Source organism: Streptomyces sp. V2I9 (assembly GCF_030817475.1).
Classification (GTDB): Bacteria; Actinomycetota; Actinomycetes; order Streptomycetales; family Streptomycetaceae; genus Streptomyces.
This window is the reverse complement of sequence record NZ_JAUSZJ010000002.1, coordinates 4,473,848-4,492,959: the sequence shown is the minus strand read 5'-3', so window position 1 is coordinate 4,492,959 and position 19,112 is coordinate 4,473,848. Positions and strand designations below refer to the sequence as shown.

The following is a 19,112-nucleotide window of genomic DNA, read 5'->3' as shown; positions in this document are numbered from 1 at the left end:
GACGCGACATCCGCCTGGTTGATGACCGGACGTCGACCTGACAGGGGTATTCCCTGTTCCGTCCGAAGCCATGCCGCCGCATATGACACGGTGTGGAGAAGCCCCGGTGGACACGCGATGACCCCCGGCAGACGCGACGGCTCCCCTGTACCGGATGACAGGGGAGCCGTCGGGCGGGATGTGCGGCGGGGGCCTTCAGGCCCCGTAGCGGCGGTGGCCTTCAGGCCCCGTAGCGGCGGTGGCGGGCGGAGTAGTCGCGCAGGGCCCGCAGGAAGTCGACCTTGCGGAAGGCCGGCCAGAAGACCTCGCAGAAGTAGTACTCGGAGTGGGCGCTCTGCCAGAGCATGAACCCCGACAGCCGCTGTTCGCCGCTGGTCCGGATCACCAGGTCGGGGTCGGGCTGGCCACGGGTGTAGAGGTGCTCGGAGATCAGGTCGGTGGAGACGATCTCGGCCAGCTCCTCGAAGGTCGTCCCCTTCGCGGAGTGCTCCTGGAGCAGCGAGCGCACCGCGTCCGCGATCTCCTGGCGGCCGCCGTAGCCGACCGCGACATTGACGATTATCCCGTCGATGCCGGACGTCGCCTCCTCCGCCTCCTTGAGGACCGTCTGCGTCTCCACCGGGAGCAGGTCGAGCGTGCCCACGTGGTGGACGCGCCAGCGGCCGTCCGCGGCGAGGTTGCGCACGGTGTTCTCGATGATGCCGAGCAGCGGCTTCAGCTCGTGTTCGGGGCGGTCGAAGTTGTCCGTGGAGAGCATCCAGAGGGTGACGACCTCGACGTCGGTCTCGTCGCACCAGCCGAGCAGCTCGGAGATCTTGTCCGCGCCGGCCTGGTGGCCCTGCACGGCCGACCCACCGGACGCCTTGGCCCAGCGCCGGTTGCCGTCGAGGATGACTCCGATGTGCTTGGGCACCTGATCGTGGTCCAGGCGGCCTTCCACCCGGCGCGCGTAGAGCCTGTACACCAGGTCGCGGAAGTTCACTGCTTTCACCCTCTCGGTTCCGTACGGGCCGGGGCCCGCCCTCCCCGTCGCCGGGGGTCCGGGGGCCGTCCCCCGCAGGGGATCGCTGCACGGCCCGCGCCGCGCGGGCGCTCGGCGGCGGTTCGCGCCCCCTGCCACTGGGCACGGCCACGCGGGCCTGCACCGCGCCGCACATCGGCATTCCCCGAAGCCGCCACATTACTGCGACCGGGTCACAGGGGCCCAACCCGGTGTGTCACAACTCCGTGATAAGGAGTGAAACGTGACTGATTACCTCTCCCCCGACCTGTACTACCGCGCCGCCGACACGCGGTACGACGCCATGGAGTACCGCCGCACCGGGCGCAGCGGCCTCAAGCTCCCCGCCCTCTCGCTGGGCCTGTGGCACAACTTCGGCGACGACCGCGCCCTGGACTCCCAGCGGGCGATCCTCCGGCGCGCGTTCGACCTCGGCGTCACCCACTTCGACCTGGCCAACAACTACGGCCCGCCGCCCGGCTCGGCCGAGCTGAACTTCGGCAAGCTCTTCGCCCAGGACTTCGCCCCCTACCGGGACGAGCTGGTCATTTCCACCAAGGCCGGCTATCTGATGCACCCCGGCCCGTACGGCGAGTGGGGCTCCCGGAAGTACCTGCTGTCCTCGCTCGACGCCTCCCTGAAGCGAATGGGCCTCGACCACGTCGACATCTTCTACTCGCACCGCTTCGACCCGGACACCCCGCTGGAGGAGACGATGGGCGCCCTGGCGTCCGCCGTCCAGCAGGGCAAGGCGCTGTACGTGGGCGTCTCCTCGTACACGGCGGCGCAGACCGCCGAGGCGGCCCGGCTGCTCCGGGAGATGGGCGTTCCGGCGCTGATCCACCAGCCGTCCTACTCCATGATCAACCGCTGGATCGAGGACGACGGGCTGCTGGACACCCTGGAGGCGGCCGGGATGGGCTGCATCTCCTTCGTGCCGCTCGCCCAGGGGCCTGCTCACGGGCAAGTACCTGAACGGCATTCCGGAGGGCTCGCGCGCCACCCAGGGCAAGTCCCTCGACCCGGCGCTGCTCTCCGACGAGGTGGTCCGCCGCCTCAACGGGCTCGACGCCATCGCGCGCGGCCGCGGCCAGTCGCTGGCCCAGCTCGCCATCGCGTGGGTGCTGCGGGACAGCCGCATGACGTCGGCGCTGATCGGGGCGTCGAACGTGAAGCAGCTGGAGGAGAACGTGGCGGCCCTCGCGGCCCCGGCGCTCACCGCCGAGGAACTGCGGGAGATCGACGCCTTCGCGGTGGACACGGCGGGCGCCAACATCTGGGCGGGCCGGAGCTGACGCCTTCCGGGCGGACCACGACCGACGTGCCCCGGAGAGCGGCCGGGGCGGGCCCATGAGTGAACGGACCGGCCCGGAAGCGGGCCCATGAAAAAACGGGCCGGTCCGTGGGGGGGGATACGGACCGGCCCGAGGGGGGGTTTCCACCATAACCCTTCGTAAGTCCCGCCGGGTGCCACGCCACTCCGTCACTACTCTCCGGAATCGCCGGACCGCGTTCCGGGCGGGCCGCACCCCGCTCCGGCCGAGGCGGCGGCCCCGTTATCGGCCTCCGTGTCGAGGGGTCGCCCGGTGTCACCGCCTTGACGCCGCCGGGGCGGGAAAAGGACAGAACCTGACCTGAAGGGGCTCTAGGTTCGAGGTATGACGAACCGATCCCGTGGGACGACCACTCCGGCCCCGCCCTCGCGTACGACCGTGACCTGGGCGGGGGCGAACGCCCGGCGGCTCGCCCGCCAGCACCTCCTCCCCGGCACCGCCTCCTCTCCCTCCGCGTCTCCGGCCGATGCGGTGTCCGCGATGCTCGGCGCGCACGCCCAGGTGCTGTCGGCCGCCGAGCTGTCGGTGGGGCTGCGCGGCGACGGACTGACCCGCACGGACGTCCGTACGGCCCTGTGGACCGACCGGAGCCTGGTCAAGACGTTCGGCCCGCGCGGCACGGTGCACCTGCTGCCCGCGGCGGAGCTGCCGCTGTGGACCGGGGCCCTCTCCTCCGTACCGACGGGCGCGAGCCCCTTCCCCCGGGACGCCCGGATGACCCCGGACCAGGTGGAGGAGGTCGTCGCGGGGATCGCGGCCGCGCTGACCGGGGCCGAGCTGACGATCGACGAGCTCTCCGACGAGGTCGTCGCGCGGACCGGACCGTGGGCCGGGGACCTGGTGATGCCCGGCTTCCAGTCGATGTGGCCGCGCTGGCGGCAGGTCCTGCACCTGGCGGGCCACCGGGGCGTCCTCGCCTACGCCCCGAACCGGGGCCGGAAGGCGACGTACACGAACCCCGGATGCACCCCGCTGCCCGGGCCCGGTGCGGTGGCGGCCCTGATCGAGCGGTACCTGTACGCGTACGGGCCCGCCACCCCCGCCCACCTGGCCCGGTGGCTCGCCGCGCCGAAGCCCTGGGTGGCCGGGCAGTTCGCGGCGCTGGCCGACGCGGGGGCCATCGAGGAGGTGGCGTTCGAGGGCGAGGGCCCCGCCTGGGTGGTCGCGGGCGACACGGAGTTCCCGGCGGACCGGGCGCGCGGCGTGCGGCTGCTCCCGTACTTCGACGCCTTCGCCATCGCCTCCTGGCCCCGTACGGAGCTGTTCCCGGGGGCCGCGTACGAACGGGCCCTAGCGGGCGGGCAGGCGGGGAACTACCCGGTGCTGCTGGTGGACGGCACGGTGGCCGGCGTCTGGCACCCGCGCCGCTCGGGCCGCCGGATCGCGGTGACGGTGGAGCCGCTGGAACCGCTGCCCGCGCCCCGGCTGCGGGAGCTGGAGGAGCAGGTGGAACGGGTCGCCGCGATCATGGAGGGGACGGCGGAACTGACGGTCGGCCCGGTGACGGTGGGCGCGCACGCGTAGGGAGTTGGGGGCGCGCCGGGGCTGCGGGCCGGTGGAAGGTCAGGGGCGGTGTCCGGGTCAGGGGCAGTGTCCGGAGGCAGGGGCCGTGTCCGGGTCAGGGGCCGTATCCGGGTCAGGGGCAGTGTCCGGGGACAGGTGCGGTGTCCGGGGGCAGGGGCCGTGTCCGGGTCAGGGGCGGTGTCCGGGGCAGGTGCGGGGGTCGAAGCGAATCGCCATCGTGTCTCCGGCGACCACCACGAAGTCCCCTTCCTCGCACCGGATCACCGCCTGGAGCACCTCTCCGTCGGCGTTCCTCAGCTCCTGGGTGCCCACGACCGTCCACGCGCCCCCGTACGGCACCGCCGGCAGCTGTGCGGGCGGGGCGTGCTGCCAACGGCTCGCCGGTACGCACCAGTCGGGCAGCCGCGGCCAAGCGCCCGGCGTCACGCGCAGCGTACGGTCGGAGGCGCAGGTCAACAGGACGGACTGGCCGTCCGCGAGGACGAACTCGACGGCCTCCGGCTCGCCCACCCGCCCCTCCGGCAGGTAGTACACCCCGAGGACGGCGGTGACCCTGGCCCCCGTGAGCCAGTCGCCCTTGCCGTGCCGGGCGCGTCCGGCGGACACCGCGCAGTCCTCCCGCTCCACGGTCATGGCCGCCTCTCCTTCGCTGTGCGCGGGTGCGTCACTCCGGGGAGTAGGACGGTTGTCCGCACCATCCCGTTGCGTCCCGGCGTGGTGAACTGACGTACGGGGCGGGCGGGTTGACCGGCGGCGCGATCCGGGAGCCGTCAGCCGGGCTTGTGGGCCTCGATGAGGAAACGGGTGGTGTGCGCGAGGAACGGTCCTTCCTCCTCGATCCGCCGGTGCAGGGCGGCCAGCTGCGGCCGGTACCGCTCGACGGTGAATCCGGGCACCATCCAGATCACTTTGCGCAGGAAGTAGACGACCGCGCCGATGTCGTGGAATTCGGTGCGCAGCTTCTCGGAGCGCAGGTCCACCACGTCGAGTCCGGCCGCCGTCGCGGCGGAGCGCGCGTCGTCGGGGTGCCGGGCACGGCGGACCTCGGGCGGCTGCGGGCCGAGGAAGTACTCGACGAGTTCGAAGACGCTGGCCGGACCGACCTGCTGGGAGAAGTACGTACCGCCGGGGGTGAGGACGCGCGCGATCTCCTCCCACCACGTGGTGACCGGGTGCCGGCTGACCACGAGGTCGAAGGCGGCGTCCCCGAAGGGCAGCGGCGGCTCGTCCTCGTCGGCGACGACGACCGCGCCGAGCGGGTGCAGCAGGGCGGTGGCACGGGCGACGTTGGGCGGCCACGCCTCCGTGGCCACGGTGACCGGCGGGAGCTTCGGCGCGGAGGCCAGCACCTCGCCGCCGCCGGTCTGGAGGTCGAGCGCGGCGTGGGCCCGGCCGAGGCGGTCGGCCATCGCACGGGCGTACCCCCAGGAGGGGCGCTGCTCGGTGGCCCGTCCGTCGAGCCAGGAGAAGTCCCAGCCGTCCACGGATACGGCGTCGGCTTCGGCGACGAGGGCCTCGAACCGGTCGCGGGAGGCGGCGGAGGCGAAGGGGACGGGCACCTCGGGAACGTCCTCCGGCGCTGGGGCGGGTGCGGGCTCGGGGGCGGGCTCCGGTGCGGGGGCGGGGTCGTAGGCAGAGGCGGAGGCGGATCGTTCGGGCATGGGGCAATCGTGTCAGGCGGGCCCGGAGGGGGCGAACGGATTCGGTACGGGTGGGGGCGAGGCACCGGGCACGGCGGGAGGGTGGCTGAAGGGGGTGGGCAGGAGGGTGGCTGAAGGGGGTGGGCAGGAGGGTGGGGTGTGGCTCACGGAGGTGTGGCTCACGGGGGTGTGGCTCACGGGTGTGGCTCACGGGAGGAGCGGGCGGAAGCCTTTTCGCGTGGCTCTCACACAGCCAGGGCCCCCAGCAGCAGGCCGGTCAGCGTCCCGGCGATCATGAACGGGCCGAAGGGGATGCCTGTCCTGCGCCCCGCCCGGCGCAGGAGCACCAGGCCGAGTCCGTACACCGCCCCGAACAGGAACCCGGCGAACCCGCCGAGGAACAGCACGGCCCAGCCGTACCAGCCGAGGGCCACGCCCAGGGCGAGGGCCAGCTTCACGTCGCCGAAGCCCATGCCGTTCGGGTTGATCAGGAAGAGCAGGAAGTAGAAGCCGCCGAGGGCCAGGCCGCCGAGCAGGCCGGAGGTCCAGGATCCGCCGTGACCGGGAAGCAGCGCGGCGGCCCCGAGCAGCAGGACGGCCGCGCCCGCCAGGGGCAGGGTCAGCGGGTCGGGCAGCCGGTGCACCCTCCGGTCCACCACGGCGAGGAGCACCGCGACGGGCGTCAGCGCCAGCCACACGATCAGCTCGGGCCGGGCCCCGGTGGCGGCGGCGAGCGCGACGCAGACGAACACGGTGACGACGGAGGTGAGGAGGCGGGGCGCGTAGACGGCGGGGTGGCGGACGGGTCCGCCGGGTGCCGGGGCTGGGCTGGGGACCGGGGCTGCGGCCGGGGAGGTGCCGGGGTCCGGGGCGGGGGGCGTCCCCGGAGCGGACGGGGCTCCCGGAGCGGGGGCCGAGGTGCCGGCGGCGTCGCGGTCCGGCGCCGCAGGTGTGCCCGAAGTGGCGGGCATCCCCGAAGGGGCCGGCGTTCCCGGAGTGGCGGGCATTCCCGGAGCGGACGGGGCTCCCGGAGTGGCGCAGGGGGTGCAGCGGGCCGGGCCGAGCCAGCCCCGTACCGGGCCGGTGAGCGGGTGGCCCGCCGGGCACGCCGTACGCCACGGCTCCTCCGGCTCGACGGCGAACCGGTAGGCGGCACGCGGGATCAGCGGTCCGGTGACGGCACCCCAGACCGCGGCGACGACGAGCAGCACGGCGTCCACGGGACGACCCTAACGGGCTTCGGACGCAGGGGTCTTGGGTCCGAGGGCCCAGAGCGGCCGGCCAGGACCCAAGCGCCGCCGTTCGGGAGCCGTACGCCTCCGCCGGGGGCTACGGTCGGTGCCCATGAGGACATGGCGCGATGGCGACGGGACGCTCACGGTCGGCACGGATTCCGGGGCGCGGGAGGTGCCGCTGCGTATCGCGGCCTCGTACCGGGCCCGTACGCGGGGACTGCTCGGGCGGGACGGGATCGAGGGGGCGTTGATGCTCACCCCGTGCGGGAGCGTGCACACCTTCAGGATGCGGTTCGCCATCGACGTGGCGTACCTGGACCGGAAGTTCCGGGTCCTGGCGGTCACCACGATGAAGCCCGGCCGCCTCGGGCTGCCCCGGCCACGGGCCCGGCACGTGGTGGAGGCGGAGGCCGGGGCGATGGAGCGGTGGGGGGTGCGGCCGGGGGTACGGGTGGAGCTGACGGCGGCGGCCCCCGCACCGGAGACGTCCGGACCCGCGTGAACGACCGGGCGCCGGAACCCGAACCAGGAGCATCCGGGACCTCATGAGCGTCCAGGCCCCGCAGCCCGAACCAGGAACATCCGGGACCCCGTGAGCGTCCGGGCGCCGCAGCCCGAACCAGGAACATCCGGGACCCCCTGAGCGTCCGGGCGCCGCAGCCCGAACCAGGAACATCCGGGACCCCCTGAGCGTCCAGGCCCCGGACCCCGTGGAAGGCCGGTGCCTGTCAGGGTCAGCAGAAGCCGACGCCGGAGCCCGTAGCCACCCGCACCCGGCGCGGGTTCTCTACGGCGGGCCCGCGCCCAGGAGGGTCCAGGCCCCGTAGGCCGCCGACGCGCAGGCGAGGACGGTGAGCGTGGCGGCCGTGCGCCCCGTCGTCCGCAGCCGCGTGAGAGCGGCTGCGGGCGGGAGCAGCAGCGGGAAGGCGGGCATCATCAGGCGCGGCCGGGAGCCGAAGTACCCGGCGCCGATCAGTGAGATGACGACGATCGCGATCGCGTAGACGAGGACCGGCAGCGGTTGCCGCTGCCGTACGCACAGGACGACCAGCCACCCGAGCAGCCCGAGCACCGCGCACAGGCCGAGGGTGGCGGGCCACGGCAGACCGGCGATGAAGGAGGCGAGCGCGACGCCGCCGTCGATGTTGTTGCCCCACTGCGCCTGGACTTCGAAGTACGCGAACGGGCTGCCCTCCCGTACGGCCACGAACACCACGTACGCCAGCCAGCCCAGCGGTGCGAGCACCACGCCCGCGAGCATCCGGCCGTGCCGGCGCGGCAGAGGGCCCGCGCGGCGCTCCTCCCTCCGCTCCCCTGCCTCGCGCTTCCGCTCCCCCGCCTCGCGCTTCCGCTCCCCCGCCTCGCGCCTCGTGCGGTACTCCCGTACGAGGGTGGTGGCGGCGGTGATCGCCAGCGCGGCGATGAGCGCGGCCGCCGTGGGGCGGGTCAGCCCGGCCAGGACGCAGAGTGCGCCCGCCACGATCCAGCGGCCGGTGAGGACCGCGTACAGCGCCCAGGCGGCGAGCGCGGTGAACAGGGTCTCGGTGTACGCCATCGACTGGACGAACGCCGTCGGGTAGACGCCCCAGAGCGCGGCCAGCACCACCCCCGTACGCCGTCCGCGCAGCCGCGCCCCCACGGCGTAGATGCCCCACGCGGCGAGCAGCCCGGCCGTCCAGGCGACCAGGAGGCCCGCGCCGCCGAGGGTGAGCGGGGTCACGGCGGAGACGGCGCGTTCCAGCACGGGGAGGAGGGGGAAGAACGCCAGATCGGGGTGGACGGCGCCGTCCGGGAGGGTGACGGTGTAGCCGTATCCGTTCTCGGCGATGCGCTGGTACCAGACGGAGTCCCAGCGTCCGCTGAGCGGCCCGAGCGGGTCCTTCCCGGCGACCGAGGCGGCCACCCAGAAGACCAGGAGCCCCAGGGCCCGCACGGCGGCGTAGACCGCGAGCGCGGGCGCGGCGGCGCGGAACGCGGCGGCGGCCCGGTGGCCGAGGACGCGCGGGCCGGGGGCCGGAGCGGCGGGCGTCGGAGCGGCGGGCGTCGGCGTCCGGGGGCGGAGCTGGTGATCGGACATATGGCCGATTATGGCGTCGATGACGGGCCCGCTCCGCCACGGCGCCCCGATGGGTCGGACCGCACGGTCGAGGAGCCGGGACCCTGGACCGGTGGGCAGAGACCTGGCCCGGTGGGCAGAGACCTGGCCCGGTAGCGAAGAAGCTGGACCTGGTGGGCAAGAAGCTGGACCTGGTGGGCTGGGGTCCGCCACGGCGCCCCGATGACCGGAACCCCCGGCCCGGCGCGCTCCCCCGCTCAGACTCCCCGTGGCCCGCTCCCCCGGCTCCCCAGTCCTCCGGCTCTCCGGCTCAGACCCCCAGCACCTCGTTCCCGAACACCTTCCACGGGGCCATGTCCACCGCGTCCACGGCGGCGAGCTGCGGGTGGCGGGCGGCGGTCCCGTCCCGTACGGCGACGGTGTCCGGCCAGGCGTCGAGGTGGGCGGCACCCTCGATGACGACACCGTCCCAGTCGGTGGCGGCCGTCGCTCCGCTCCGGTCCACGACGAAGCCGATGCAGAGGACGGAGGCCCGGCCGACGGTCCGCCGGATGGCGCTCACCGCGTGCTCCCGTTCCGGGCCGGGCAGCTCCCCCACGGAGAACTCGACGGCGACGACGCCGGCTCGGGCCCGCCGGATGCGCACCAGGAGGTCGGGACCCGCGTCGGCCCACAGCCGGAACCCGACCTCGTGCAGCCGCTGGAGGCCGGCGAGGGACAGCAGCTGCTCGCGGGTGACGGGTGAACGGGCCCCCAGGGACGCGGAGTCGAGGCTGACGAGCACCGTGCGGCCGGTCACCGGGTGCACCGGGCGCAGCCCTTCGGCCTCCAGGTCGCCCAGCAGGGTCCGGGCGTCCAACCGGGACCAGCCCAGGTGGTACGAGTAGAAGAATCCGGCACCCATCACACCCGCCCCACCCCATCACTCGGCATCGCGGCGGCGTCGCGGTCGGCGGCCACCGGCACATCCGAGCGTACTGAGCGGTGGTGGAGGCGGCGTGGGCCCACGGACCCATGGGCGGTCCCGGCGGAACGCCCGCCCCAACCTCGCTCACCTCCCCTGCACGTGGGCCCGCACGTGGGTCCGCCTTTGGGGCCGGGGACCCGAGCCGGGGCGGTCGTCCGGCCGTACGCTCACAGCCGTCGGGCAACACGCGCGGGGTCGAGGAGAGGTGCGCCGTGAACGGTGGCGGGGGCTGGGGAGACCGGAGCGCGGGCCACCTACGGCAGGGGCGCCACGTCGTCCCCGGCGCCGGCGCCCCTGACCGGAGCCGCCGAGGCAGCCGGTTCTTCGCGCTGACCCGGAGCTGGGTGGTCGGCGGTCTCGTCTATCTCGCCCTCGGCTTCGTCACGAGCAGGGTCCTGGTCGATCTGCTGGGCACCGAGGCGCGGTGGGAGACCTTCGGCTGGCGACTGGCCCTGATCCATCTGCCCGCACTCGTCGTGACGCTCCTGACGGTCCTGGCCGCCGCCCGCGTCATGCCCGAGGAGCACCGCGAGTCCTCGCGCACCCTGTATCTGCTGGCGGTCCTGGCCGTACCGATGGGCGGGTTGCTGTACGGCTTCGCCCTCACCGGGGACGTCGTCGGGATCGAGGGCGTCCTCATGCCCGCCGTGTCGCTGGCGGCCGGCGCGGCGTCGGGGGTGGCCGTCGACCGCCTCGTGGAGGAGCGCGCCACACGGGACCCGGAGCCGCCCCGGTATGCGTACAACTGGCGGGACGGCGGCGCTACGGCGACGGAGTACCTGGGCGTCGTCGTCCTCGTCACCCTGCTGATCGGTGCGATGGCGATGGCCGGGGTCGGCGGGAAGATCGGGGACCGCCTGCGGTGCGCGATCAGCTCGCTGGCCGGGGGCGGCGGCTCCTGCGCCTCCGGCGGCCCCTCCCCCGAGGCGAAGCCGAAGACCGACGCGGACTACGAGCCGAAGATGTGCCAGGTCTCCAGCATCTCGGACACGGCCGGGGGCAAGGTCAAGGTCGGCTGGTTCGAGTGGGGCGAGGAGTACGGCTTCCAGCAGAAGGTCTCCCAGGCCAACACCGATGTGAACGGCGACGGCACGGTCGACGGGAAGGACAAGATCGTCTCCATGACGTTCACCGACGCCGCCTCCGCCGGGGCCACCGCCAGCACACCGGGCGTGAAGCTCGGCAACCTCGGCAAGGCGGACGTCGACATCGGCGGCGGCATCAAGATCACCAACGGTGACACCTGGATCTTCACGAGCGAGGAAGAAGCTCGGCGGATGCGGGACGACATCGAGGAGATGAAGCTGTGGGAGACCTCCACCAAGCACAGCGGCGGCTACGGCGGCGGCTGGTACTCCGCGATGAAGTGGGCGGAGAAGAAGGAGGCCATCGAGAAGAAGATCGGTGACAAGAAGATCTCCTACTCGACGGTCGGCCTCAACGCGTACGCGGACGGCGGACTCGCCGTCAAGGGCGGCGACGAGGACGAACTCGGCGTCAAACTGGGCGGCAAGGCGACCTTCTCGCCCGAGGTGACGATCACGCGGGACGACGTGAACGGCAACGAGTCGTCCACGTACACCGCCAAGCTCGAACTGGACGGCAAGGCCAGCGGGAGCGCGGGCCCCCTCAAGGGGACCGTGGGCGCCAAGCAGAGCCGCACCGGCGCCATCACCGTGACCCGCGACCAGAAGACCGGGAAGATCGTCCGCATCGACATGACGCAGACGGTGGAGAGCGGCTCGACGTCCGGCAAGGTCGAGGCCGGTGGCGACAACGGCGAGAACGGCAAGGACAAGCGCGGCGGCAAGGGCGGCGTGTCCGACTCCTCCGGGGAGACCGGCATCGACGTGGTGACGAACTCGATCGTCTTCGGCAAGGACACGGACGCGGGAACGGAGGCGAAGCGGGCCGTCGCCGAACAGTGGCTGGACGGCTCCGGCAACAACACCGCCCCCTTCGAGTACCTCTTCGGCGACCACGGCATGGAGAACCGCCCGGACGGCACCGACCCGTTCCAGCAGCTGATGTTCGAGGACGGCCTGTCGAGCACGCTGCGGTACACCGGTGAGAGCGACGCCCAGGAGTTCGGCTTCGAGATCTCGCTCGGCATGAGCCTCGGACTCTCCCTGTCCACGGAGGAGAAGAAGGAGACGCTGACGGACGCACGGTTCCTCGGGGCCCCGCGGGGCGACGCGCGCACGTATCTTCCGTACAGCTACTGCGCGAAGTGACGATCCGGAGAGGCGGAAGGACGGTGAACCGAGCGATGCGGGCCAGAGCGTCCAGGCCGTGGGGAACACGGGGGACACGGGGAGCGCGGGCAGGCAGGGCGGCCGTCGCGGCGGCGGTCGTGGGAGCAGCCCTGCTCCTGTCCGGGTGCGGCGGCGATTCCGGGAGCGGGGCCACCGTGCCGGAGGGCTGGGGAACGTTGGACACGAAGAGCCTGAGCGTCGGCTACCCGAAGGACGAGGGGTACGCGGAACAGCCGGCGGGCGAACGGGCCAAGGCCAACGCGGCCGTCGCGCTCAAGGAGGAGGACGGCATCCGCACCGGCATGGTCTCGGTCCAGCTGAACTTCGCCACGGGCGTGCGCGACGCGGCCGGCGCGGCCGCGGCGGCGGGGGCGGGCATCGGCCTGAACTCCACCCGCAAGGCGACGGAGGACGTACGCCTGGCGGGCCCGGCGGACGCCCGCGAAGCCCGCGAAGCCCGCCGGATCGACTACGACTTCACGGCGGACGGCCAGGAGAACACCCCGTCCAGGGGGACGCCGATGACCGGGGTCCTGGTCGCGGGCGTGGACACGAAGGGCGTGCCGTTCGTGGTACGCCTGAACGCGGTGAAGGACGCGGTCGACGCGGAGGACCTGGACGCGTTCGTGGAATCGATCACGGTCAAGTAGAGCTGCACAAACTGCGGTTGTGACTCTGCCGCCCACGAGATGGGCAGATCAGGTTGTGCGGCTACGACGGGGGCCCTGGGCGACCAAGTCTCGGGACCAGTTCTCGGAGGCGGGGTCGACTACGAGAACGGCAACCGAAACGCCCGCCTCCGCTCACGCGGAGAGCACGCGCAGGGTCCGCAGCATCACCGTCATGCCTGCGGCTCACCTCCGCTCGCGCGGAGAGCACAGTGTCGCGGCGCAAGTGCGCTGGGGGCGGCGCGGCTCACCTCCGCTCGCGCGGAGAGCACCAGGCGTCCAGGGCGTCCAGGGCGTCGTTGGCCGGCTCACCTCCGCTCGCGCGGAGAGCACGCCTGGCGGAGGGTGCGCCCGGTGGTGCAGAGCGGCTCACCTCCGCTCGCGCGGAGAGCACCTGCGCGGTCTTCAAGATGAGGGGGGTGCTCACGGCTCACCTCCGCTCGCGCGGAGAGCACTCCTGAGAGGGCGCGGGGGTTGTACGGCGGCGCGGCTCACCTCCGCTCGCGCGGAGAGCACGGCAGGTGCCCTGTGAGCGCCTTCACCGCCACCGGCTCACCTCCGCTCGCGCGGAGAGCACGTTCAAGATGGTTGACGCAGGGCGTGGCGGGGCGGCTCACCTCCGCTCGCGCGGAGAGCACGTCCACGGCTGTCGCCTCTCTTTGAACAGATCCGGCTCACCTCCGCTCGCGCGGAGAGCACCCGGTCTTCCGTCACCGCATTGCGGGGCAACTCGGCTCACCTCCGCTCGCGCGGAGAGCACCTCTCCGGGCTGACGACCTGCTGCGTGGACGGCGGCTCACCTCCGCTCGCGCGGAGAGCACTCCACCGAGGAGGCGGAGGGGAAGCCGTCGGGCGGCTCACCTCCGCTCGCGCGGAGAGCACAACTCAGCGCCCCGCGTGGGTGCCGCTGATGGCGGCTCACCTCCGCTCGCGCGGAGAGCACTCGCTCGGCCTCCTGGCCGTGCTCCGCAAGGGCGGCTCACCTCCGCTCGCGCGGAGAGCACGTCCAGTCCACCCGCCTCGAACTCTCCGGGACCGGCTCACCTCCGCTCGCGCGGAGAGCACGGAGTCTCGGCCAGCCGCCTGCTCAAGCTGATCGGCTCACCTCCGCTCGCGCGGAGAGCACCGCTCGTCTCGGGCGGTCTCCGCCGCCTCGACCGGCTCACCTCCGCTCGCGCGGAGAGCACTACGCCGCGAACGTCGCGGGCGCTGCTGATGACGGCTCACCTCCGCTCGCGCGGAGAGCACCCACTTTCTCGGCGGTTCCCATGTCCCTACTCCGGCTCACCTCCGCTCGCGCGGAGAGCACGCGGCGACCGGGGCGTCGACCGGGGTGAGCAGCGGCTCACCTCCGCTCGCGCGGAGAGCACGCCCTGTCGTGGCTGGAGCAGTACGGCGACGACGGCTCACCTCCGCTCGCGCGGAGAGCACGCCGACCGGCGTGCCGCTGATCGACGCTTGATCGGCTCACCTCCGCTCGCGCGGAGAGCACGGACTCGACCGCGCCCCAGTTGGTCAGGACCGCGGCTCACCTCCGCTCGCGCGGAGAGCACGTGGGTACCCCGCAACAGAAGCCCCCCGACAACGGCTCACCTCCGCTCGCGCGGAGAGCACGTGGTCACCGATGCGGAGGTTGGAGTACCCGGCGGCTCACCTCCGCTCGCGCGGAGAGCACTGTTCCTTTGCGGTGCGGCGGGTCTGGTCCGCCGGCTCACCTCCGCTCGCGCGGAGAGCACGTCGCACGGCTCACCGAGACCGGGCCGGAGACCGGCTCACCTCCGCTCGCGCGGAGAGCACGCGAGAAGGGCACGCACACCAACCTCACGATGCGGCTCACCTCCGCTCGCGCGGAGAGCACCTCGTGCCACGTTGGCGAACCTCCCCGCCTTGCGGCTCACCTCCGCTCGCGCGGAGAGCACCGCGGCAGGCGCTCCGCCCAGCTCGGCGCCGCCGGCTCACCTCCGCTCGCGCGGAGAGCACGGACGACCGCGACAAGAACGCCCTGGAGAAGCCGGCTCACCTCCGCTCGCGCGGAGAGCACGTCCCGCACATTCGGCGCGGCGGTCAACACGACGGCTCACCTCCGCTCGCGCGGAGAGCACCCAGTCGGCCACGTCGTCCGGCGCGGCCGGCACGGCTCACCTCCGCTCGCGCGGAGAGCACTCCTCCTCGTCCACCAGCCAGTTGAAGAACGTCGGCTCACCTCCGCTCGCGCGGAGAGCACGAGGTGTCTTGGGAGGATCACTCTCTACTGACCGGCTCACCTCCGCTCGCGCGGAGAGCACACCGGCCAGAAAGCGAGACAGGATCTTCACGGCGGCTCACCTCCGCTCGCGCGGAGAGCACACCTGTGTCACACGCTGAAACTCACGAAGCTTCGGCTCACCTCCGCTCGCGCGGAGAGCACCTGGACGACGCCGCCGAGGATGCGTTGACGTGCGGCTCACCTCCGCTCGCGCGGAGAGCACGTGAAAGGAACGAGGATCGTCGGAGCCGCCTGCGGCTCACCTCCGCTCGCGCGGAGAGCACGCGTCCCCGGCGCGAGGCTTGATCTCGGGGAGCGGCTCACCTCCGCTCGCGCGGAGAGCACCGGGACGCCTCGGAGACGTCGTCCAGCGTCCCCGGCTCACCTCCGCTCGCGCGGAGAGCACCGGTCCACCGCGGCCGGCCCCTCCTCACCCACCGGCTCACCTCCGCTCGCGCGGAGAGCACCCATCGCAGATTTCGCCGGGGTGTGGAACCGCCGGCTCACCTCCGCTCGCGCGGAGAGCACGTGTCGCGCGTTCGCGCGGGTTTCTCTGCGGGCGGCTCACCTCCGCTCGCGCGGAGAGCACCCGGTCGTCTCGCGCCACTTCGTGAGGTCAGTCGGCTCACCTCCGCTCGCGCGGAGAGCACTGATCGCGGGTGTAGTACGAGCGCATGGGCTACGGCTCACCTCCGCTCGCGCGGAGAGCACTCTGCGGACGACGTCTTCTCGCCTCGCAGTACCGGCTCACCTCCGCTCGCGCGGAGAGCACGACAGACCGTCACGGACCTCGTTCCGGCCTGACGGCTCACCTCCGCTCGCGCGGAGAGCACGGCGGCCTGATCCCCCTGCGCGCCCGCCGGGTCGGCTCACCTCCGCTCGCGCGGAGAGCACGAGTTGACCCCGGCAGTCTCCTGTGAGTCCCCAGGCTCACCTCCGCTCGCGCGGAGAGCACGAGCGGCGAGCCATCTGGGACTGCCAGAGATCCGGCTCACCTCCGCTCGCGCGGAGAGCACTACTTGTCCACCCGGAGGAGCGACGACATCGTCGGCTCACCTCCGCTCGCGCGGAGAGCACCCTTCGCGACCTGGCCTTACTCGACCCCTTTGCCGTTTCTTTGCACAAGGCGGTCACGCATGGGTCTCCCTTCCCTGCCGTCGCGCAGTGAGTGTAGGACCACGCCCTCATCTCCGGGCCGTCTTGGGCCTTTTGGCGCCGCTGTCAGTGGGAGGTGCTATCTCTGTGCACATGCTGAAGCGCGCCGAGTCGGAGCCCTCCTGCAACTGCGTTCTGGATGCCCGCCTGTGGGGGAAGGAGAGCGGGCTGCCGAGGCCGTATCCCGTGGTGTGCCACCTCCTCGACACCAGTGCGGTGTTCCAGCAGCTCTGGGATGTCGTCATGAGCGGGGAGACCAGGTCGGCGATCGCGGGTGCGCTCGGCCTGAGCGTCGCAGAGTCACGCTCCGTGGTTTCGTTCTGGGCCGGATTGCATGACATCGGCAAGATCACTCCGCCCTTCCAGGCTCAGGTTCCCTCGCTCTACGGCCCAGTTCGGAACGATCCGGCGTACGTCAACGCACCAGGCGCCGAGGGCGAGAAGGGCTTCCGTCACGAGATCGCCTCCCACTGGTCCCTCTACAGCCTCTTCGCACAGATCGGGTATCCCGACCACGAGCGTCTGATGCACAGGTCGGTGAGTCATCAGATCGCCCAGTTGCTGGGCGGCCACCATGGGGTTTTCGGAGCGACCCTGAAGGCCAAGCAGGCCAAGCAGGCCGCCGCATACAACCCGGGGCTCGGCTCGGGCGGTTGGGCAGAACAGCGGCAGGTGCACTTCGAGGAGGTGCGGCGGGCCACGGGGGCGTCGGCCGTCCCTCGGGGGGAGTTGCCTGCGGGGCTGGCCGTAGTGGTGTCCGGGTTGGTCGTGGTGGCGGACTGGCTGGCGAGTCGGACGTCGGTGATCGCGGCGCGCATTCCCGGTCCCGGATGGTCGGGGACCACCGCCGAGATCGATGCCCACTGGCGGGATGCGGTGAAGGCGGCCCCGGACGTGGTCCGGGCGGCGCGACTCGGCCGGGCCGAGTTCTCCACCGGGGATTTCGGGGCGATGTTCCCGTTCCCGCCCAACAGCCTGCAACAGGACCTCGTGGAGCACCTGCCGGCGATGATCGAAGAGCACGGTCCGGGTCTGGTGCTGGTGACGGCCCCGACGGGGGACGGCAAGACGGAGGCGGCACTGTTCGCGGCCTCACTGCTGGGACGCGCGGCGGGCTCCAGGGGGATGTACTTCGCACTGCCGACGATGGGGACCGCGGACGCGATGCTGCCGCGGGTGGAGGCGTTCGCCACCCGGGCGCTGTCCGGGGAGCGGGCGCTCATGCTGCTGCACTCGATGGCGTGGCTGAGTTCGCCGGGCGGTGACCATCATGCCGACACGCCCGGCGACCGGACCGGTGGGGAAGCCATCAGCGCCGGGAGAGAGACCGCGGTCGAGGCGGACGGATGGCTGCGGGGTGCGAAGCGTGGACTGCTCGCTCCGCTGGGTGTGGGGACGATCGACCAGGCTCTGAGTGGGGTCCTCCCGCTGCGGTACAACGTGTTGAGGCTGTTGGGGCTGTCGGACAAAGTGTTCGTCGTCGATGAAGCGCACGCATACGGACCGTGGATGCATCAGCTGCTGGTGCGCCTGCTGGAGTGGCTGGGCGAGATGCGTGCCCCGGTGGTGTTGCTGTCGGCCACGCTGACGGGACGTACGGCCGGGTCGCTCGTGGACGCGTACCGGCGTGGTGCCGGGGTTCGCCTGTCGTCGGCCGTGGTGCCGCGCTACCCCGGTTGGCTGTTCGCGGGTACCGCCTCGGGGGTGGTGTCACCGGCGCGCGGTACGAAGAGCAATCGTGCCCGGACGTTGAAGGTGTCCCGTCGGCCGGTGGTATGGGACACCTCGGAGCCGGCCGGTACGCCGGTGCTGGAGGGAGGCCGGCGTGCGGCGCTGCGGGAGGTGCTGGCACCCGTGGCAGCGGACGGCGGCACCGCGCTGGTGTGCTGCACGACGGTGGCGGAAGCCCAGCAGACGTACCGGGACGTGTGTGCGGCCTTCCCTCACCTTGCGGCGGCCCCTGGCGGGGTCCGGTTGCTGCATTCCCGCTACCCGGCTGACGTACGGGCGGCGATCACAGCCGAGTGCGAGGCCGCGTACGGGAAGCCGGGAGACGGGCCGGTTGCGGTTCGGGCGGCGTCGGTCCTCGTGGCGACGCAGGTGGTGGAACAGTCCCTGGATTTCGACTTCGACCTGGTCGTGAGCGATCTGGCACCGCTCGCCCAGTTGTTGCAGCGTGCCGGGCGCGGGCGGCGGCACCGGCGTGGACCGCTCGGCCGGCCGGCGTGGGCGGCCGCCGAGGACGAGCCCGCCCTGGTGGTCCTTGACCCGCTCACGGAGGCTGGGGAATCGAAGCCGCCCCGTTCGTGGGGGACGGTCTACGACGCCGGGTTGCTCCTGCGTACGTCACGGTTGTTGCAGGAGCGCGCGCCGGACGGCATCGCGGTGCCCGACGACGTGCAGCGGTTGGTCGACGAGGTGTACGAGGAGGAATTCGTCGACCGGCTGGAGGGGGCCGCCCGTGAGGAGTTGGTGCGGTTGGACGAGGAGCGGCTGGCGGGCGAGGCGGCCGAACGGCATCTCGCGGCTTGGACCAGCATCTGTTCCCCTGCGGACATGAAGGGCGACCTCAGCGAGTTGTCCACGCGGGAGGCGGGAGTGACGCAGGATCTGCTGACCACCCGCCTGGGTGCGGACACGGGCCGCGTGCTGTGTCTGTACGAGCAGGCGGACGGGACCACGACGCTCGACCCGTACGGCAAGGTGCCCATGCCCGCTGGGGGCCGGTACGGCCTCCGGCAGGCGGAGCTGGCCGATGTCGCGCGACGGGTGGCCCCGGTACCGGGCCGATGGCTGCGCGGCGATGACTCCGGCACCGAGGCGCCCCGGGCATGGGGGACGCATCCCTCTCTCCGCGACCTCGCACTGCTGCACATGACCCCTGCCACGGACGGCAGTTGGACGTGCCGCCACGGGCGCCACACGATGTCGATATCGGACGTCGGCCTCGAAGCCCAGTGATCTTCACGATCGGATCACACATCGAGCACGTATCCGCTACGTTTCAAGTGTGGTGCTGCGTAGCCGAGTTGC

The 19,112-nt window shown here is 72.5% G+C and carries 11 protein-coding genes, 1 pseudogene and 1 CRISPR repeat array; of the genes and pseudogenes, 6 read left to right on the top strand and 6 right to left on the bottom strand.

Features of this window, described 5'->3' with window-relative positions; translation table 11 throughout:
• Positions 1–220: 220 nt before the first annotated feature.
• The gene (locus tag QFZ71_RS19965) at positions 221–982 is read right to left on the bottom strand and encodes an isoprenyl transferase (protein ID WP_307671522.1); all 762 of its coding nucleotides are present in this window, start codon (positions 980–982) and stop codon (positions 221–223) included.
• 262 nt (positions 983–1,244) lie between these two features.
• On the opposite strand from QFZ71_RS19965, the pseudogene mgrA reads away from it, so the two are divergent.
• Together mgrA and QFZ71_RS19955 are read left to right on the top strand one after the other, a co-directional pair.
• A pseudogene (mgrA, locus tag QFZ71_RS19960) lies at positions 1,245–2,295 on the top strand (L-glyceraldehyde 3-phosphate reductase).
• Between the two features lie 363 nt (positions 2,296–2,658).
• On the top strand, positions 2,659–3,858 hold the full coding sequence (locus QFZ71_RS19955) for a winged helix DNA-binding domain-containing protein (protein ID WP_307669548.1): 1,200 nt from the start codon (positions 2,659–2,661) through the stop codon (positions 3,856–3,858).
• A gap of 168 nt (positions 3,859–4,026) precedes the next feature.
• Here the strand turns inward: QFZ71_RS19955 and QFZ71_RS19950 are convergent, their stop codons facing one another.
• From QFZ71_RS19950 to QFZ71_RS19940, 3 genes are all read right to left on the bottom strand, one after another.
• Complete coding sequence (locus tag QFZ71_RS19950; protein ID WP_307669547.1) at positions 4,027–4,491, bottom strand: hypothetical protein; 465 nt, start codon at positions 4,489–4,491, stop codon at positions 4,027–4,029.
• A 137-nt stretch (positions 4,492–4,628) separates the two neighbouring features.
• Positions 4,629–5,519, bottom strand: a complete 891-nt coding sequence (locus QFZ71_RS19945) for a class I SAM-dependent methyltransferase (protein WP_307669546.1) — start codon at positions 5,517–5,519, stop codon at positions 4,629–4,631.
• 224 nt (positions 5,520–5,743) lie between these two features.
• On the bottom strand, positions 5,744–6,718 hold the full coding sequence (locus tag QFZ71_RS19940; protein ID WP_307669545.1) for an A24 family peptidase: 975 nt from the start codon (positions 6,716–6,718) through the stop codon (positions 5,744–5,746).
• A 124-nt stretch (positions 6,719–6,842) separates the two neighbouring features.
• On the opposite strand from QFZ71_RS19940, the gene QFZ71_RS19935 reads away from it, so the two are divergent.
• The gene (locus QFZ71_RS19935) at positions 6,843–7,235 is read left to right on the top strand and encodes a DUF192 domain-containing protein (RefSeq protein WP_307669544.1); all 393 of its coding nucleotides are present in this window, start codon (positions 6,843–6,845) and stop codon (positions 7,233–7,235) included.
• Between the two features lie 285 nt (positions 7,236–7,520).
• On the opposite strand, the gene QFZ71_RS19930 is transcribed toward QFZ71_RS19935, so the two are convergent.
• Complete coding sequence (locus QFZ71_RS19930) at positions 7,521–8,810, bottom strand: glycosyltransferase family 39 protein (protein ID WP_307669543.1); 1,290 nt, start codon at positions 8,808–8,810, stop codon at positions 7,521–7,523.
• Positions 8,811–9,099: 289 nt separating this feature from the next.
• On the bottom strand, positions 9,100–9,693 hold the full coding sequence (locus QFZ71_RS19925) for a hypothetical protein (RefSeq protein ID WP_307669542.1): 594 nt from the start codon (positions 9,691–9,693) through the stop codon (positions 9,100–9,102).
• A 275-nt stretch (positions 9,694–9,968) separates the two neighbouring features.
• Here QFZ71_RS19925 and QFZ71_RS19920 point away from each other — a divergent pair, with 275 nt between their 5' ends.
• The 3 genes from QFZ71_RS19920 to cas3 all read left to right on the top strand — a co-directional run bounded on the left by QFZ71_RS19920 (position 9,969) and on the right by cas3 (position 19,040).
• On the top strand, positions 9,969–11,990 hold the full coding sequence (locus tag QFZ71_RS19920; RefSeq protein WP_307669541.1) for a hypothetical protein: 2,022 nt from the start codon (positions 9,969–9,971) through the stop codon (positions 11,988–11,990).
• A 35-nt stretch (positions 11,991–12,025) separates the two neighbouring features.
• Positions 12,026–12,661 carry a hypothetical protein gene (locus QFZ71_RS19915; protein WP_307669540.1) on the top strand — a complete coding sequence of 212 codons (636 nt, stop codon included), beginning with the start codon at positions 12,026–12,028 and terminating at the stop codon, positions 12,659–12,661.
• A 139-nt stretch (positions 12,662–12,800) separates the two neighbouring features.
• Positions 12,801–16,001: direct repeats of the CRISPR family, unit length 29 nt; unit sequence CGGCTCACCTCCGCTCGCGCGGAGAGCAC.
• Between the two features lie 171 nt (positions 16,002–16,172).
• Positions 16,173–19,040 (top strand): CRISPR-associated helicase Cas3', encoded by a 2,868-nt coding sequence (cas3, locus tag QFZ71_RS19910; RefSeq protein ID WP_307671521.1) that lies wholly within the window; start codon positions 16,173–16,175, stop codon positions 19,038–19,040.
• Positions 19,041–19,112: the final 72 nt, after the last annotated feature.

What these genes read in the sequence shown, in the direction of transcription:
- QFZ71_RS19955 (WP_307669548.1), top strand. Translation starts at nt 2,659, where the DNA reads ATGACGAACCGATCCCGTGGGACGACCACTCCGGCCCCGCCCTCGCGT.
- QFZ71_RS19950 (WP_307669547.1), bottom strand. Translation starts at nt 4,491, where the DNA reads ATGACCGTGGAGCGGGAGGACTGCGCGGTGTCCGCCGGACGCGCCCGG.
- QFZ71_RS19945 (WP_307669546.1), bottom strand. Translation starts at nt 5,519, where the DNA reads ATGCCCGAACGATCCGCCTCCGCCTCTGCCTACGACCCCGCCCCCGCA.
- QFZ71_RS19935 (WP_307669544.1), top strand. Translation starts at nt 6,843, where the DNA reads ATGAGGACATGGCGCGATGGCGACGGGACGCTCACGGTCGGCACGGAT.
- QFZ71_RS19930 (WP_307669543.1), bottom strand. Translation starts at nt 8,810, where the DNA reads ATGTCCGATCACCAGCTCCGCCCCCGGACGCCGACGCCCGCCGCTCCG.
- QFZ71_RS19925 (WP_307669542.1), bottom strand. Translation starts at nt 9,693, where the DNA reads ATGGGTGCCGGATTCTTCTACTCGTACCACCTGGGCTGGTCCCGGTTG.
- QFZ71_RS19915 (WP_307669540.1), top strand. Translation starts at nt 12,026, where the DNA reads ATGCGGGCCAGAGCGTCCAGGCCGTGGGGAACACGGGGGACACGGGGA.
- cas3 (WP_307671521.1), top strand. Translation starts at nt 16,173, where the DNA reads ATGCTGAAGCGCGCCGAGTCGGAGCCCTCCTGCAACTGCGTTCTGGAT.